Raw genomic sequence first — 16,847 nt, 5'->3', positions numbered from 1 at the left:
GCGTGCGCAACGCTCCCCCCACCCACCGCACGGCCGGGACGTTCTACGTCCTCGCCGCTGGCAGTACGGTCGACGTAGCAGATTCGGCAGCCGGGAGGAGAAGTCGATGCGGGTAGCCCTGACGTTGAGCGCCGAGCAGGGAGCGGCCGCGGTCGAGGCCCGGGCGGCGGAGGACGCCGGCTACGACGGCGTGGCCACCGGTGAGCACCTCTTCTTCCACGGGCCGGTGGCCAACGGCTTCATCACGCTGGCGGCGGCGGCGGGGGCGACGTCCCGGATCCGGCTGCTCAGCTCGCTGACCCTGCTCCCCCTCTATCCGGCCGCGCTCGCCGCGAAGCTCGCCGCCACGCTGGACCAGGTGTCGGGCGGCCGGTTCGACATGGGTGTCGGCGTGGGCGGGGAGCATCCGCCGGAGTTCGTCGCCGCCGGCGTCGAGGTCACCCAGCGCGGCGCACGGGCCGACGAGGCCCTCGACGTGATGAAGCGCCTGTGGAGCGGCGAGCGCGTCGACTTCGACGGTCGCTTCACCACCGTCCCGGGGCTGACCCTCGAGCCCGGGCCGGTCCAGCCGGGCGGCCCGCCGCTCTGGCTCGGCGGGCGCCGGCCCGCGGCGATCCGCCGCGCCGGGCGGTTCGCCGACGTCTGGATGCCCTACATGTACTCACCGGAGCAGGTGGCCACCAGCCTCGCCGAGGTGCGTGCGGCCGCCGAGGCCGCCGGGCGCGATCCGGCGGACATCCGCGGGGCCGTGTTCTGCTGGGGCAACGTCGATCCCGACGCCGACGTCGCGCGCCGCGAGGTCATCGAGGGCGTGAGCGCCGTCTACCAGCAGGACTTCACGAAGCTGGCCGACCGCTACCTGCTGCACGGCGATCCCGACCGCGTGGTCGCCCGCGCCACCGAGTACGCGGACGCCGGCGCGGAGACACTGATCTTCTCCCCCGTCGGGGAGGGCGCCCGGCGCCGCGAGGTGGTCGACCTGTTCGGCGAGTCGGTCCTCCCCCGCATCCGCCCGTCGGCCTGAGGAGTCCGGTGACCGTGAAGACCGCACAGCCCACACCGGTCACCGTCGCGGTGGTCGGCGGCGGCCAGATGGGATCGGGCATCGCCCAGGCGTTCCTGACCGCCGGCGCGCGGGTCACGGTGGTCGAACCCGTGTCCCCCGAGCGAGCCCGCGAGCTGGTCACCACCGGCCTCGAGGGCGCCGCCGCGCGCGGCAAGCTCGCCGAGGAGGTGTCCGGCGTACTCGCCCGGCTGACCGTGCAGGAGGCGGTCGCCGACCTACCTGCCGACGCCGCGGTCGTCGTCGAGGCGGTGCCCGAGGACGCGCGGCTCAAGGTGGAGACGCTGCGCGCGGCCGAGGCCGCGACCGGCCCGGGCACCTTGCTGGCGACGAACACCTCCTCGCTGTCGGTCGGCGAACTGGCGGCGGCGCTGGACCGGCCGGCCCGCTTCCTCGGCCTGCACTTCTTCAATCCGGTCCCGGCGTCGAGGCTGGTCGAGGTGGTCGTGGCGCCCGACACGGCCCCCGAGGCGGTGGCCGAGGCGCGCGACTGGGTCCGCCGGCTGGGCAAGACGGAGATCGTCGTCCGGGACTCCCCCGGTTTCGCGTCGTCCCGGCTCGGTGTCCTCCTGGGGCTGGAGGCGATCCGGATGCTCGAGGAAGGTGTCGCCGACGCCGAGGCCATCGACACGGCCATGGAACTGGGCTACCGGCACCCGATGGGCCCGCTGCGCTCCACCGATCTGGTCGGCCTCGACGTGCGCCTGGCGATCGCGGAGTACCTGCACCGCACGCTGGGCGAGCGGTTCGCACCCCCGCAACTGCTGCGCGACAAGGTGGCCGCCGGTGACCTGGGCCGCAAGACCGGCCGCGGCTTCCACGACTACTGCTAGCCGGATCCAAGTCGGGCCCCTAGCCGGGCCCCAGAAGTTCCGAAGCGACGACCCGCAGCCTTCTCGCAGCGGAGCCGGACGGCTCCCCCTGACGAGGAAGGCACCACCATGAACCGCCGCACCCTCCCCCGCACGCTCCTGCGCGGAGGCATCCCCGCCGCGGCCGTCGCCGCCCTGGCACTGGCCGGCACCTGGTCGGCCTCGGCCACGGCGGCCTCCTACAACGGGTACGACGTCGGCGGCGACGGCTACTACGAGGCGTACGGCTTCGACACGGACGAGGACGGCGTCGAGGACACCTGGGCGTTCGACACCGACCGGGACGGCTCCGTCGAGTCGGTGGCATCGGACGGGGACGGCGACGGCCGGCCCGACACCTGGGGCTTCGACGCCGACCGCGACGGCTACGTCGAGCAGGTCGCGCTCGACACGACGGGCAACGCGCTGCCCGACCGGTGGGGCCACGACACCGACCTCGACGGGGACGTCGACAGCCTCGCCACCGACGACGGCGACGACGGCTACGCCGACACCGCGGAGTCGGTGGAACCCGGTGAGGTCCCGGCGGACATCAGCGCCGTCTTCGTCCAGGCCGGCACCTGGGAGCACTGGTCGCCCTGGTTCGGCTACGGCTCGGGGTACGGCTTCGACGCCCAGGCCGCCGCGGACGAGGCGGGGGTGCTCGCGCACGTCGGCGACCAGCCGCGGCCGGTGGCGACGGCGACCACGACCGCACCGCCGTCGACCCCCGACGTCATGGTGATGGCCACGCCGGAGCCCTGACCGGTGGCGCCTCCGACGAGCGCGGACAGCGGGGCACGGCCGTCCGGCTCAGGCGGCGCGCGCCACGCCTCCGGGGCCCGCGCGGTGGATCTCGTAGCCGGGAAACGCCGGCAGCTCGGCGTCGATCGCGACGGGGATGCCGTCGAGCCGGCTGATCCCGCCGTGCGCGTCGAGGGTCACCGACACGGACGACGAGGACGCCTCCCGCTGCATCCGGTCGTGGAGCTCGGGGCGGATGCGGATCTCGTTCGGTTCGGCCACGCCGGCGCCGCGAGCTGCGTCCAGGACGTCGTCCAGCGCGTGCGGGACGGTCACGCCGCCTCCGGGGTCGCTCATGTGGCCTCCTCCTGACGCGGTCCGACGGCCGATGCGCCCGCGATCTCCGCGGCCGCCGCGTCGATCCAGCGGTGCCTGCTGTCGATGCCCTCGGCGACGGCCACGGCGCGCAACGCGCGCGACGTGACCTCGACGGGCTGCCCGGACACGCGATCGGCAGCCAGTTCGAAGACCAGCCCCGCCTTGATCCGGATCTCGAGCGGCAGGTCCTGCACCTCGTCGCGCCAATCAGGCATGCACCGATGATTACCCCGGTCGGGCGTCGGAATCTGACGACCTCATGACGACTGGGCGTCTGTTCTCGGTCACCGATTCCCGCACCGGCGCGCGCAGAGGGGCCGCCCGGGTGCCGGTCGTCCTATCGTTCGCGCGGTGTCGGACTTCGACCTGATCATCGTCGGCTCCGGCTCGGGCAACGCCCTCGTGACGCAGGAACTCGACAGCTGGCGCATCGCGATCATCGAGCAGGGCGTGTTCGGCGGGACCTGCCTCAACCGCGGCTGCATCCCGACCAAGATGCTCGTGCACGCCGCCGACCGCGTGGCCGACGCCCGCTCCTGGGGCCGGCTCGGGTTGGCGGGCACGGCCCCGGTCGCCGACTGGCCGGCCATCCGGGACCGCGTCTTCGGCCGCGTCGACCCGATCTCGGCGGGTGGCCGCGAGTACCGGCGCAGCGGCTCGCCGAACGTGACCCTGTTCGAGGCCCGCGCCGAGTTCGTCGGCCCACGGACCCTCGGCCTGTCGACCGGCGAGACCCTCACGGGGGAGCACGTCGTCCTCGCGACCGGAGCCCGACCGGACGTCCCCGGCGTCGTCGCCGGCAGCGGTGTCCCGTACGACACCTCCGACACCGTGATGCGCATGGACGACCTGCCGGCGCGGCTGGTCATCCTCGGCAGCGGGTTCGTCGCGGTCGAGTTCGCGCACGTCTTCTCCAGCTTCGGGGTCGACGTGACGCTCGTGGGGCGCAGCCCGCTGCTCCGGCGCTTCGACCACGACATCCGGATGCGGTTCCAGGAACTCGCGCGGGAACGGTGGCGCGTGCTGACCGAGGTCACACCCACCGCCGTGTCGGGCAGCGCCGGCGACATCGCCGTCCGGCTGTCCGACGGGACCTCCGTGACAGGCGACCGGCTGCTCGTCGCGACCGGCCGCGTGCCCAATGGCGACCGGCTGAACCTCCCGGCCGGCGGGGTCAGCGCGCGGCCGAACGGCAGGATCGTGGTCGACGACTACCAGCGCACCAGCGCACCGGGGGTCTGGGCCATGGGGGACGCGTCCTCGGAGGGCCAGCTCAAGCACCTCGCCAACCACGAGGAGCGGGTCGTCGCGCACAACCTGGCGCACCCCGACCGGATGGTCCCCTCGGACCGACGGTTCGTGCCCTCGGCCGTGTTCACCCGCCCCCAGATCGCCTCGGTCGGGCTGACCGAGGAGCAGGCGATGCTCTCCGGCCGGCAGTACGTCACCTCCCTGCTGCCGTACGGCAACACGGCCTACGGCTGGGCGATGGAGGACTCGAGCAGCGTCTGCAAGCTCGTCGCCGATCGCTCGAGCCGCACCCTGATCGGCGCGCACCTCATGGGCGAGCAGGCCTCGACGCTGATCCAGCCGCTGATCCAGGCGATGAGCTTCGGCCTGACCGTGCCGGAGATGGCGCGCGGCCAGTACTGGATCCACCCGGCGCTCACCGAGGTGGTCGAGAACGCGCTGCTGGCCCTGCCGCTCTGACCCGCAGCGCCCGGCCCCGACGCGTGGGACGGGCGCGCCCTCACCTTTACTTGACACTGTGTAAAGCGACGTGACATGGTGCACATCGTTCTTGAGACCGCCGCCACACGACCGGCCTCGCCACCGCCCGCCGCCCTGGGAAGACAGGCGACCGGCCGTGTCCCGACCGGCGCGACGCTGACGAAAGGTTGTGCTCATGCCGGAGGCGCAGGCGGCCACCAGCCGGACCGTCCACACCGTCCTCGGCCCCGTACCCGCCGACGATCTGGGGATCGTCTCGGTCCACGAGGCCCTGCTCTCGGTGATGCCGGGAGCCGAGCACGCGTACGACATCCCCTTCGACCGCGCGGAGATCTTCGGGACGCTGGCGCGGAAGCTGACCGACTTCCGCGCGGCCGGCGGGACGACGATCGTCGACAGCACGGGCATGTTCGGCGGGCGCGACGTGCGGATGTACGAGGCGCTCTCGCGCTCGACCGGGGTGCACATCGTCGCCTCGACCGGCATGGGCCCCGAGGAGAACCTCGGCGGCTACTTCCTGACCCCGCAGACCAACCCGCCGACGCCGTGGCCGGCGGACAAGTTCGCCGACCTCTTCACCCGGGAGGTCACCGAGGGGATGGTGGTCCCCCGCGTGGAGCGCCGCGGCTCCGCCGGACTCGTGGCCACCGCCGCGACGCGCGGGGGCATGACGGACACCGACGAGAGCCTCGTCCGCGGCGCGGCGCGGACCGCCCTGGCCACCGGCGTCCCGGTCTCCATCCGGTACGGCGCCGACGCACTCCACGATCTCCGGGTCGTCCTCGACGAGGGCCTGCCGGCCGATCGGGTGGTCGTCGGTGACCTCGACCGGAGGGACGCCGTGAAGGCCGGCTGGCCCACCGCGGTGGCGGAGGCCGGTGCCTACGTCGCCATCGACCACGTCGGGCTGAACGACGACGACGACGTCGTGCCCGACGCCGACCGCGCAGCCCTCGTCGCCGCGCTCGTCGCAGCCGGTCACGCGGACCGGGTCCTGCTGTCGGGCAACGCCATCGGCGTGGCCAAGGGCCGGCCCGCCTACGACCTGCCGTACGCGCACGTGCAGAGCGCGTTCGTCCCGCTCCTCGCATCGCACGGCGTCGCCGACGAGGACATCCAGCGATTCCTGGTCGGCAACCCGCGCGACCTCCTCACGGTGCGCTGAGCCAGGGTCCAGGAGAGGAGAGCGTTCATGTCCCGCGTCAACACGGTGCTGGGCCCGATCGCGGCCGAGGAACTCGGCCTCGTCGCCGTCCACGAACACATCGGTTACGGCATGCCCGGCTCGGAGCTCGACACCCGGTGGTGGAAGACCCCCGAGCAGCGCTACGAGGAGACCGTCCCGAAGCTGCGCGCCTTCCACGAGTACGGGGGCGGCACCTTCGTCGACGCCACCGGCATCTGCAACGGCCGGGACGTCGACTACTACAAGTCCCTGTCGGCCAAGACCGGCGTGCACATCGTCGCGGCCACCGGCTTCGTGGGCGGCGACACCGCGCTCCGGTTCTTCGCCGAGGCGAGCGTCGACTACCTCATGCGGCAGTTCGTCCACGAGATCACCGTGGGCATCGGCGACACCGGGAGCAAGGCCGGCATCATCAAGGTCGGCGTCAGCCGGGGCTTCCGGATGGTGGAGCTCGACCTGCGCATCTACCGCGCCGCGGCGCGCGCGGCGCTGCTCACCGGGGCGCCGATCTTCACCCACCTGGCCGTGGACGTGGAGCCGGCGCTGGCGGTCTTCGCCGAGGAAGGGCTCCCCCTCGACCGGGTGCTGTTCGGGCACGCCGACGACGGCGTCAGCCAGGGCAGGGTCAACGAGACGGCGATCCTCGGCGGCGGCGGCCGGATCGGCTTCGACACCTTCGGTTACGACCTCGAACTGCCGGACCCGCCGTTCTGGGGCCGCCACCGGCGCGAGCGCCTCGAGCACTTCCTCCGCCTCATCGGGGAGGGCCACGTCGACCAGGTGCTCGCCTCCGCCGACGCCAACTGCAGCCCGCTCGGCTGGCCCGGCGTCAAGGGCCACACCGTCAACTACATCTTCGAGCAGCTCATCCCCGACCTGCAGCAGGAGGGCATCGACGACGCCACGATCCACACGATCTTCGTCGAGAACCCCGCCGACTTCCTCACCCTCACCACGAACTGAGAGAGCGCAGCCATGGACATCAAGGACCTGAAGATCGCCGTCGTCGGTGCGGGCTACGGCGGCGCCGCGGCGGCCAAGGCCCTGAGCCTGCACGGCGCCGACGTCACCGTGTACGAGCAGGCCAACCAGATCCGGGAGGTCGGCGCCGGCATCGGTCTGCGCCCGTCGACCATGGACCTGTTCCGCCGGCTGGGGATCTTCGACGCGATCGCCGCCGTGAGCTCGCCGAGCGACTACTTCGAGATCCTCACCGCCGACGGCAACCCGATCATGAAGGAGGCGTGGCCGGGGATCGCCGACTTCGAGGTGGAGACCAAGACCCACCTGATCCACCGCGGGGACTTCATCGATGCCCTGGTGGGCGTGCTGCCCGAGGGCATGGTGCGCCTCGGGCACAGGCTGGAGTCCGTCACCGACCTCGGCGACCGATCCGTGCTCGCCTTCGCGGGCGGTCACACCGTCGAGGCCGACCTGGTCGTCGGTGCCGACGGCATCAAGTCGGTGGTGCGCAAGCAGCTGTTCAGCGACCAGGAGCCGGTGTTCGCCGGTGAGCACGCCTACCGCGCGGTGATCCCCGCCGAGAACGCCCACGGGATGGTCGTCGACGACAACCTCCGGATGTACGTCGGACGCGGCACGAAGGTCTACCTGCTGCCGCTGCGCCACCGCGACGCGCTGTCGTTCGACGTCACCGCCCTGTGCGCGGACGGCAGCTGGACGCCGGACGTCACGAAGGACGACCTCCTGGCGACGGTGCAGGGCTTCGACGAGCGCATCGTGGCCATCGCGCGGGACCTCGACATGGGCACCGCCAACGTCCGCGCGGTCTACGACATCGACCCGGTCGACACGTGGCACACCGACTCCGTGGTGCTGCTCGGCGACTCGGCCCACGCGATGCTGCACCACCAGGGCCAGGGTGCGAACTCGGCGATCATGGACGCCGGTGCCCTCGCCGTCGCGCTGCTGGCCGAGGACTCGGTCAAGGAGGCGCTGGTCGCGTACCAGGCGACCCGCAAGCCCGTGACCGACGAGCTGCAGCGCATCTCCCGCCAGGGGTGGAGCGAGGACGAGATCGACGACGTCTTCCCCGGTCAGAAGCCGGCCGCCCAGCAGCCCGCCGGGCAGGCCAGCCGGTGACCCTGCACCCCGAGATCGCCGAGGCCCTCGCCTCCCTGCCCGCGCCGCCCCCGGGTCCGCCCGACCCGGTGGCTCTGCGCGCGGCCGAGGAGGCGCAGGTCCTTCCCGTGGCGGAGCGCCTCCCGCTGCACGCGGTGGAGGACGTGATCGCGCAGACGGCCACGGGCGAGGTGCCCGTACGGATCTACACGCCGGTCGAGGCCGACTCGTACGGGCTGCTCGTGTACTTCCACGGCGGCGCGTTCTTCCTCGGCAGCCTGGAGACCCACGACCACGTCGCGCGGTCCCTCGCGAAGGCGACGGGGCTCGCGGTGATCTCCGTCGGGTACCGCCGGGCGCCCGAGGCCGCGTTCCCGGCCGGTCTTCAGGACTGCTACGGGGTGGTCCGGTGGGCAGCCGAGAACGGTTCCGACCTGGGCTGGGACGGCGGCACCCTCGCGATCGCCGGCGACAGCTCCGGGGGCACGTTCGTGGCCGCCGTCGCCGCGATGGCCCACGACGACGCCGTCTCTCGCGGGCAGAGTGACCGCATCACCCACCAGGTGCTCTTCTACCCCTCGCTCGACCTGGACTTCGACGTGGACCGCTACCCCTCCCTGCGGGAGAACGCCGTCGGGTACGGCCTCGAGACGGCCGGGCTCGGACCGTTCAACGCCTTCTACCTCGACAGCGGCGCCGACCCGGATGACCCCCTCGTCTCCCCCATCAAGCGCGCGGACCTCTCCGGGCTGCCCCCGGCGCTGATCATCACGGCGGAGCACGACCCGCTGCGCGACGAGGGCGAGCTCTACGGCCGGCGGCTGCGCGAGGCCGGGGTCGACGCGACGGTCAGCCGGTACGCCGGCGCCGGCCACGGGTTCATCCAGCACTTCTGGTGGATCCCGGAGTACTCCCGGGTCTTCGAGGAGACCGCCGCGTTCTTGAATGAGCATGGCCTGGCCCGGACGTGAGCCCGATGGTCGACATCCACCCCCTGGTCTCGCCCTGGGGCCGGTTCGGGCTCTACAGCTTCTACCTCGACGCGCCGGAGCCGGCCATCGTCGACACGGGGATCGCCTCGTCGCCCGCCGAGGGCATGGCCCCCGCGCTCGAGGCCCTCGGGCGGCGCATCGAGGACGTCCGCTGGATCCTGCTGACCCACGGGCACATCGACCACGTCGGCGGGGCGCACGCCCTCTGGGAGCTCACCGGCCGGCGCGCCCAGGTCGTGATCGCCGAGGCCGACGCCCCCCTGCTGCGCTCGCGCCGGGCGCACGTGGAGAACTACCTGGACGTGCGCGCCCGGTACCTGCACGACCCCGAGGCCGAGGCGAAGCAGACGGCGATGGCCGCCGGCGCGATCTCCGGGGAGATGGAGCCGACCGTGGTCGTCCGCGGCGGCGAGACGCTGTCCCTCGGGGGCGACGTCACCGTCTCGGTGCACGCCATCCCGGGCCACACCGCCGGATCGGTCGCCTACGTCGTCGACGGCCAGGACGACGTGTTCGTCGGCGACGCGGTGCAGGTGCACGGGGCCGCCAACGGGTTCCCGGGCTACGAGGACCCGGTCGCCTACCGGGCGTCGCTGGAGTACCTGCGCGAGGTCGTCCGGCCGCGGCACCTGTACCTGGGGCACCCGTACCGCACGGCCGAGGGGGTGCCCTACGGCGTCGAGCTCGACCGCGAGCAGGCGCACGAGGCGCTGCAGGGGAGCCTCGACATCGAGGCCCGGGTCGCCGACGCCACGTCGCGGTCCGGCCCGGAGGAGACCGCGTCGGTGTACTCCCCGTTCGCCCGCGTCGCCGAGGAGCTCGGCTACACCGGCGACCCCACGCTCGAACCGTCCCCCTTCTTCACGACGCTGCACGGTTATCGCAAGGAGTTGCACGGTCATGGCTGAGATCCGACGGCTGGACGCCGGTGGGCAGACGATCGCCGTCCGCAAGGACCTGCGCGTCCCGATGCGCGACGGCGTCACCCTGGCCGCCGACGTCTACTCCGGCGTCGAGGACAAGCCGCGCCCGGCCCTCGTCGCGCTCAGCCCGTACGGCAAGGAGTTGCAGGCCCTCGCCCTCACCATGCCGCCGCAGCGCCGCCCGAGCCCGATGTGGGACGGCTGCATCGAGGCCGGCGACATCGCCAGCGTCGTCGCGGAGGACTACGCCCACGTCATCGGCGACCTCCGCGGCTCCGGGGCCTCCGACGGCGAGCACATCGGCAACTACAACGCCGGCGGCGTGCCGCTGGGCCAGGACGCCTACGACTTCATCGAGTGGGTCGCCGATCAGCCGTGGTGCGACGGCAACGTCGGCATGATCGGCATCTCCTACTTCGGCTCGATGCAGGTCATCGCCGCCGCCGAGCGCCCGCCGTCCCTGAAGGCGATCTTCGTCTCCGGTGGGCACTACGACTTCTACGAGACCACGTACCACGGCGGCGTCCTGTGGTTCATGCCGCGGGCCGCCCGCGAGGGTCGGGGCGGCGATTCCGGCTGGGCCTTCACCGACCGCATCAAGTCACGGATGCTCGAGACCTACTCGCCCGAGGAGATCGAGAAGCGCGTCGCCGAGCGCCTGGCCGACCCCGACGTCGCCGCCTGGCCGAACCTGGTCCACCTGCTGCACTACCCGACGAACCACGAGGCCTGGTTCGACATCGTGCTCAACGAGTTCGACGGCGAGTGGTACGAGGAGCGCAACCCGGTCAACCTCGCCCGGAACATCGAGATCCCGGTCTACCTGCAGATCGACCAGGGGCGGGGCTGGACCGTCGACGGCCACATCGAGCTGTTCGAGACCCTGAGCGGCCCGAAGAAGCTGGTCATCGGCTCCTACCCGCCCATGCAGTCGCGCCCCTGGGTCGAGGAGCACGACGCGATGTTCCGCTGGTACGAGTACTGGCTGAAGGGCGTCGACAACGGGATCATGGACGAGCCCGCGGTCAGCGTCTTCGTCGAGGGCTCGCGCGAGGTGGTCACCGCCGAGCAGTGGCCGCCGAAGGACGTCGAGTACCGGTCGCTGTACCTGCGCCCGCGCCGCACGCTCTCCCCGGAGCCGGAGCTGATGGGCCCCGAGCACGCCGCGCCGGACGGCTTCTACCAGGCGCCGCTCACCGTGACCGACCAGGTGGAGATCCTCACCTGGAGCACCGCGCCGTTCGAGGATCCGACCGAGTTGATCGGCTCCGGCGCCGCGCACCTGTTCGCCGAGATCGACCAGCCGGACACCAACTTCATCCTGCGGCTGTGGGACGCCGCCCCGAACGGGAGCCGGCAGCTGATCACCACCGGCTTCCTGAAGGCGTCGCACCGCGAGCTGGACGAGCGCACCACCGAGGGCAACCCGTACCACCCCCACACCCGCGCGGTGCCGGTGGAGCCCGGTGCGATCGAGGAGTACGTGGTGCGCCTCTACCCGTTCGCGGCGACGTTCCGGCCCGGCCACCGCCTGGTGGTGGAGCTGTCCAACGACGAGCCGTTGGCCGACGAGCACAACGCGCTGCTGCCGCCCGACGCCTTCCACCTGCCGGTGGGCCGGCCCGTCACGCACAAGATCTACCGCGACGCCCTCCACCCGTCCCGGCTGGTGCTGCCCTTCACGACGCGGAACTCCGAGTAGCAGGAGACCGCGCCGCACCGCATGGCTCCCGTCGTCGGGTAGAACAGGGGTCGGCTGCCACCGGTGCCGACGACGAGGAGCCATGTCCACGACCGATGCACGGGCCCGCCGGCGCGGCCCCCGGGCCCTGGTGACGGCCTGGCTCGCCCGCCTGGTGGCATGGCGGATCCGCCGGAAGGGCCTCGATCTCTCGGAGCTCACCTTCCTGCCCGAGGGCGCCCGGCTGCCCCTGCTGCGCAACGGGACGGACCCGGTGCCGGAGCTCGCCGAGACGCGCGAGCGGTGCCCGGTCACGCAGCTCGACCTGCCCTTCGGCTTCGCCGTCCACCTGGTGACCGGCTACGACCAGGCCCGCGCGGTGCTCGCCGACCGCACGTCCTACAGCAACGACATGCGGCACCTGTTCCGCGACACGAGGCCCGGCTCGGCCGCCGACGTCGGGGGGCTCGGCTTCACCGACCCGCCCCTGCACACCCGGCTGCGCAAGCTCGTGGCCCCGGAGTTCACCCGGCATCGCCTCGATCGTCTGGCGCCCACGATCGAGGCGATCGTGGCCCGCCGGCTCGACGAGCTGGCGGCGAGCGCGCCGCCCCGCGGGGCGGGCGCCCGCCGGCTCGCCGGCGGACCTGGCCGAACACGTGTCGTCCCGCGTGCCGATGGACGCGATCTGCGGCCTGCTCGGGCTCGACGACGCCGACCACGAGGCATTCGTCCGGCTCGGCACCCAGCGCTTCGACGCCACGGGCGGCACCGCCGCGTCGCTAGGCGCGGTGTCGGAGCAGAAGACGATGCTGCTCGACGTCGTTGCCCGCCAGCGCATCGCGCCGGGCCCCGGCCTGATCGGTCGCATCCTCCAGGCCGAGGGCGACGCTCTCTCCGACAACGACCTCGCGGGCGTGGTCGACGGCATCGTCACCGGCGGCTACGAGACGACGGCCAGCACGATCTCCATGGGAACCGCGGTGCTGCTCCGCGATCCGGCCCACGTCGCCCTCGTGCGCGATGGCTCCCCCGACGTCGTCGACGGCGTCGTCGACGAGCTGCTGCGTTACCTCACCGTGGTGCAGGTGGCCTTTCCGCGCTTCGCCAAGCAGGACCTCGAACTGGCCGGCTGCCCGGTGCGGAAGGACGACGTCGTGGCGGTCTCCCTCAGCGGCGCCAACCGGGATCCGGCCTGGGCCGGCCCGGACCCGGACCGGTTCGACCCGTCCCGCTCCCCCGCGACCGGTGTGCATCTGGCGTTCGGGCACGGGATGCATCGCTGCGTGGGCGCCGAGCTCGCCCGGATGGAGCTGCGGATCGTGCTGCCGGCACTGTTCCGCCGCTTCCCCGACCTGGCCCTCGCCGTCCCGGAGGAGGACCTCTCGTGGCGCGGACTGTCCTTCGTCTACGGCGTCGAGGCACTGCCCGTCACGTTCTGACCTTCCGTCCGACCGGTTTTCTGCGCGAGCTTCGGGTTGCCCGCGCCGGGGATGGCCCGCGTCCAGTACTGGATCCGCCCGGCCCTCACCGAGGTGGTCGAGAACGCCCTGATCGCTTCGGACCTCTGGCTTGAACCGTTCAAGTATTTGGGCAAGACTGCGGGAGTGCCGACGACCGAGGACTTCGAGGGCATGCTGAGACGGGCGGCCCTGCGCGTGACCCGTCCGCGGGTCGCCGTCCTCGCGGCCGTGCACGGCCATCCGCACGCCGACACGGACTCGTTGATCGACGCCGTCCGCCGCACCTCCGGCGAGGTCTCCCACCAGGCGGTCTACGACGTCCTGCGGGCCCTGACCGACCGCGGACTCGTCCGCCGGATCCAGCCGGCCGGATCGGTGGCACGCTACGAGGCGAGGGTCGGTGACAACCACCACCACGTGGTCTGCCGGTCCTGCGGGGCGATCGCCGACGTCGACTGCGCGGTCGGCCACGCGCCCTGCCTGACGGCCGACCACGACCGCGGCTTCGTGATCGACGAGGCCGAGGTCGTCTACTGGGGCCGCTGCCCCGCCTGCTCCCGACCCACCACCAGTTCCCGTTTTCCGGACCGATCCGCAGCACAGAGAGGCACACCGTGAAGGACGAGCACAACAAGGTCGAGACCGACAGCTCCAGCGAGAGCGAGAACCCGGCGATCCCCGCGCCGGAAGCGCACACCGACCACCGCCCCCGCACCAACCGCGACTGGTGGCCCAACCAGGTCGACCTCTCGGTGCTGAACAAGCCCTCGAGGGACTCCGACCCGCTCGGCGCCGACTTCGACTACAAGGCCGCGGTCGCGACCCTCGACGTCGAGGCGGTCAAGCGCGACCTCGCCGAGCTGATGCGCACGTCGCAGGACTGGTGGCCGGCGGACTGGGGTCACTACGGCCCGCTGTTCATCCGCATGTCGTGGCACGCCGCCGGCACGTACCGCATCGCCGACGGCCGGGGCAGCGGGAAGAACGGCGCGCAGCGCTTCGCCCCGCTCAACAGCTGGCCGGACAACGCGAGTCTGGACAAGGCGCGCCGCCTGCTGCTGCCGATCAAGCAGAAGTACGGCCGCAAGCTGTCCTGGGCCGACCTGCTGCTGCTCGCCGGCAACGTCGCGCACGACGACATGGGGATGCCCACCTTCGGTTTCGCCTTCGGCCGCGAGGACTCCTGGCAGCCGGAGGAGGTCTTCTGGGGTCCGGAGGACACCTGGCTGGGCGACGAGCGCTACCAGGAGGACTCCCCGCTCGACCTCGACGAGGGCCCGCTGGCGAACGTCACCATGGGCCTGATCTACGTCAACCCCGAGGGCCCGAAGGGCAACCCCGACCCGCTCGCCTCGGCCCACGACATCAAGGTCACCTTCCGCCGGATGGGCATGACCGACGAGGAGACCGTCGCGCTCGTCGGTGGTGGCCACACGTTCGGCAAGACGCACGGCAACGGCGACCCCTCGCTGCTCGGCCCGGAGCCCGAGGGCTGCCCGGTGCACGGGAACGGCCTCGGCTGGGCCAACCCGAACGGGACCGGCAAGGGCGCCGACACGATCACCAGCGGTCTCGAGGGCGCCTGGACGCCCACGCCGACGCAGTGGGACAACTCCTACTGGGAGACGCTGTTCCGCTGGGACTGGGAGCTCGTCACCAGCCCGGCCGGCGCCAAGCAGTGGCAGCCGAGCAACCCCGAGGCGCAGGAGCTCGTGCCCGACGCGCACATCGAGGGCAAGAAGAACCCGCCGATGATGTCGACCGCCGACATGGCGCTGCGGATGGACCCGGAGCTGCGCGCCTACGCCGAGCGGTTCCGCGACGACCCGGCGTACTTCCAGGACATGTACGCCCGCGCCTGGTTCAAGCTGCTGCACCGCGACATGGGCCCGAAGAGCCGCTACCTCGGCCCGGACGTGCCCAGCGAGGACCTGCCCTGGCAGGACCCGGTGCCGGCGGTCGACCACGAGCTCGTGGGTGACGCCGAGGTCGCAGACCTCAAGCAGCGCCTGCTCGCCTCGGGCCTGTCCGTGTCGCAGCTGGTGCACACCGCATGGTCGGCGGCGGCGTCGTACCGCGGCACCGACATGCGCGGTGGCGCCAACGGTGCCCGCCTGCGCCTGGAGCCGCAGATCAGCTGGGCGGCCAACGCGGGCGTGCGCGACGTCCTTCCGGTGCTCGAGCAGGTCAAGGCCGATTTCGAGCAGTCCACGGGCAAGAAGGTCTCGCTCGCCGACCTGATCGTGCTCGGCGGCACGGCGGCGGTCGAGAAGGCCGCTGCCGACGCGGGTGTGCAGGTCACCGTGCCGTTCCACCCGGGCCGCACGGACGCGTCCCAGGAGCAGACCGACGTCGAGAACTTCGCCTGGCTCGAGCCGAAGGCCGACGGCTTCCGCAACTACCTCCAGCCGGGCAGCAAGCTCGCGCCGGAGACGCTGCTGGTCGAACGCGCCTACATGCTGGAGATGACCCCGAAGGAGATGACCGTCCTCGTCGGTGGTCTCCGGGTCCTCGGCGCCAACACCGGCGGCGTGCAGCACGGCGTGTTCACCGACCGGCCGGGCGTCCTGTCCCAGGACTTCTTCCGCAACCTGCTCGACCTGGGCATCTCGTGGAGCACCTCGGCGGAGACCGAGGGCGTTTACGAGGGCCGGGACGCGCAGGGGAACGTCGTCCGGACGGCCACTGCGGCGGACCTGGTGTTCAACTCGAACTCGATCCTGCGGGGCATCGTCGAGGTCTACGCCTCCGACGACGCGCAGGAGAGGTTCGTCCAGGACTTCGCCGCCGCGTGGGTCAAGGTCATGGAGCTCGACCGGTTCGACCTGCGCTGATGCCGAAGACGTCGGGGCCGGCCGCGCGTCGGCCGGCCCCGACGTCTGTCCAGCCTCGCCCGCATGGTCTTCCCGTGAGACGAGGCCGGACCTTCGCCGACGCCGCCGCGCGACGCCGAGCGCCCCAGCAGGGGCAGCCCGTCGGGCGTGCACGGTCGTGAGCCGCCCCACTCGTTGCGCGACCGCGGACGCCGCCCCCGACACCTGGCGACGCCTGGTGGCCTACTTCCTCCAGGCGTTCGCCGCCGAGGCCGCCGGCCCGCTACCCGATCCCCCGACGCTGCAGCAGATGCTCCGGGCCCAGCTGCGGATCCAGCGCTCCGCGCTGCGCTAAGTACGGGCGCCCGGGGTCAGACATCGGTGGCGCGGATGCCGGCGTGGGCCTTGTAACGGCGGTTGACCGACACGAGGTTGATGGTCAGGGCTGGCTGCGCAGCATCAAGCATCGGCGAGCTCGCACACCTGCGTGGCTCCCCCGATTGGACTCGAACCAATAACCCTGCGATTTCCTTTGGCAACCTCACGCCCACTCCGCCAGGTTCATAAACACCCAGGTCAGTGGCCTATAACGGGAGTCGCCCGCTCACCGGGAATCATTCGACATCCGCCGACCCCACGGGCGTAAGTCGGGTGTATATCGGGACTTCGCGGCCCCGCCCGGACCTAGAGCCTGCGGGTTCTGTCAGTGCGTCTCGCGATACTGGCTGCGTGAGCTCAACGGCGCTCGGAACCTCCTTCCCCGCCGTCGCGGTGAGGGAATCTGCTGGGACTGCCTCTCAGCCTCCGCCCCTGGGGACTGCCCCGACTTCGGTTGACTCGTCGGGTTGGGGTTAGGCCGCGACTGCGGCGTGGGTGAGTGTCTCGTATTCGACCGGCGTGAGTCGGCCGAGTCGGCGTTGCCGCCGGCGGCGGTGATAGG

The 16,847-nt window shown here is 72.1% G+C and carries 16 protein-coding genes; 14 read left to right on the top strand and 2 right to left on the bottom strand.

The features are described 5' to 3' along the window. Window positions 1-106 precede the first annotated feature (106 nt). From ABD644_RS21635 to ABD644_RS21625, 3 genes are all read left to right on the top strand, one after another. Window positions 107-1,024: an LLM class flavin-dependent oxidoreductase gene (locus ABD644_RS21635; RefSeq protein WP_344691234.1), complete on the top strand. Its 918-nt coding sequence runs from the start codon at window positions 107-109 to the stop codon at window positions 1,022-1,024. Between the two features lie 14 nt (window positions 1,025-1,038). Next, window positions 1,039-1,896, top strand: coding sequence for a 3-hydroxyacyl-CoA dehydrogenase family protein (locus ABD644_RS21630; RefSeq protein ID WP_344691232.1), 858 nt, complete (start codon window positions 1,039-1,041; stop codon window positions 1,894-1,896). A 108-nt stretch (window positions 1,897-2,004) separates the two neighbouring features. Then, window positions 2,005-2,679: a hypothetical protein gene (locus ABD644_RS21625; protein ID WP_344691230.1), complete on the top strand. Its 675-nt coding sequence runs from the start codon at window positions 2,005-2,007 to the stop codon at window positions 2,677-2,679. Window positions 2,680-2,727: 48 nt separating this feature from the next. Here the strand turns inward: ABD644_RS21625 and ABD644_RS21620 are convergent, their stop codons facing one another. Together ABD644_RS21620 and ABD644_RS21615 are read right to left on the bottom strand one after the other, a co-directional pair. Next, on the bottom strand, window positions 2,728-3,015 hold the full coding sequence (locus ABD644_RS21620; RefSeq protein WP_344691228.1) for a hypothetical protein: 288 nt from the start codon (window positions 3,013-3,015) through the stop codon (window positions 2,728-2,730). Next, on the bottom strand, window positions 3,012-3,230 hold the full coding sequence (locus tag ABD644_RS21615) for a hypothetical protein (protein WP_344691226.1): 219 nt from the start codon (window positions 3,228-3,230) through the stop codon (window positions 3,012-3,014). The genes ABD644_RS21620 and ABD644_RS21615 overlap by 4 nt, the downstream gene beginning before the upstream one ends. Before the next feature lie 157 nt (window positions 3,231-3,387). Between ABD644_RS21615 and ABD644_RS21610 the strand changes: the two genes are divergently transcribed. The 11 genes from ABD644_RS21610 (at window position 3,388) to ABD644_RS21560 (ending at window position 16,262) form a co-directional block, all read left to right on the top strand. Further along, entirely contained in the window at window positions 3,388-4,746 is a 1,359-nt protein-coding gene (locus ABD644_RS21610) for a mycothione reductase (RefSeq protein WP_344691224.1), read from the top strand. A 196-nt stretch (window positions 4,747-4,942) separates the two neighbouring features. Next, entirely contained in the window at window positions 4,943-5,932 is a 990-nt protein-coding gene (locus tag ABD644_RS21605; protein WP_344691222.1) for a phosphotriesterase family protein, read from the top strand. A 27-nt stretch (window positions 5,933-5,959) separates the two neighbouring features. Continuing rightward, window positions 5,960-6,916, top strand: coding sequence for a phosphotriesterase family protein (locus tag ABD644_RS21600; RefSeq protein ID WP_344691220.1), 957 nt, complete (start codon window positions 5,960-5,962; stop codon window positions 6,914-6,916). A 12-nt stretch (window positions 6,917-6,928) separates the two neighbouring features. Continuing rightward, complete coding sequence (locus tag ABD644_RS21595) at window positions 6,929-8,056, top strand: FAD-dependent oxidoreductase (RefSeq protein ID WP_344691218.1); 1,128 nt, start codon at window positions 6,929-6,931, stop codon at window positions 8,054-8,056. Next, window positions 8,053-9,006 carry an alpha/beta hydrolase gene (locus ABD644_RS21590; protein ID WP_344691216.1) on the top strand — a complete coding sequence of 318 codons (954 nt, stop codon included), beginning with the start codon at window positions 8,053-8,055 and terminating at the stop codon, window positions 9,004-9,006. The genes ABD644_RS21595 and ABD644_RS21590 overlap by 4 nt, the downstream gene beginning before the upstream one ends. Window positions 9,007-9,011: 5 nt before the next feature. Next, window positions 9,012-9,935, top strand: a complete 924-nt coding sequence (locus tag ABD644_RS21585; protein WP_344691317.1) for an MBL fold metallo-hydrolase — start codon at window positions 9,012-9,014, stop codon at window positions 9,933-9,935. Further along, window positions 9,928-11,652 (top strand): CocE/NonD family hydrolase, encoded by a 1,725-nt coding sequence (locus tag ABD644_RS21580; RefSeq protein ID WP_344691214.1) that lies wholly within the window; start codon window positions 9,928-9,930, stop codon window positions 11,650-11,652. The genes ABD644_RS21585 and ABD644_RS21580 overlap by 8 nt, the downstream gene beginning before the upstream one ends. A gap of 656 nt (window positions 11,653-12,308) precedes the next feature. Further along, window positions 12,309-13,073 (top strand): cytochrome P450, encoded by a 765-nt coding sequence (locus ABD644_RS21575; RefSeq protein ID WP_344691315.1) that lies wholly within the window; start codon window positions 12,309-12,311, stop codon window positions 13,071-13,073. 51 nt (window positions 13,074-13,124) lie between these two features. Further along, entirely contained in the window at window positions 13,125-13,712 is a 588-nt protein-coding gene (locus ABD644_RS21570; RefSeq protein ID WP_344691212.1) for a Fur family transcriptional regulator, read from the top strand. Beyond that, a complete protein-coding gene (katG, locus tag ABD644_RS21565; RefSeq protein WP_344691209.1) occupies window positions 13,709-15,928 on the top strand; it encodes a catalase/peroxidase HPI in 2,220 nt (739 codons plus the stop codon). Before ABD644_RS21570 ends, katG begins: the two co-directional genes overlap by 4 nt. Before the next feature lie 157 nt (window positions 15,929-16,085). Next, on the top strand, window positions 16,086-16,262 hold the full coding sequence (locus ABD644_RS21560) for a hypothetical protein (RefSeq protein ID WP_344691207.1): 177 nt from the start codon (window positions 16,086-16,088) through the stop codon (window positions 16,260-16,262). Window positions 16,263-16,847 lie beyond the last annotated feature (585 nt).

The sequence above is a fragment of the Blastococcus jejuensis genome (assembly GCF_039534705.1).
Classification (GTDB): Bacteria; Actinomycetota; Actinomycetes; order Mycobacteriales; family Geodermatophilaceae; genus Blastococcus_B; species Blastococcus_B jejuensis.
Note: the sequence above shows the minus strand (reverse complement) of the source record. Positions and strands in the feature narration are given on the sequence as shown.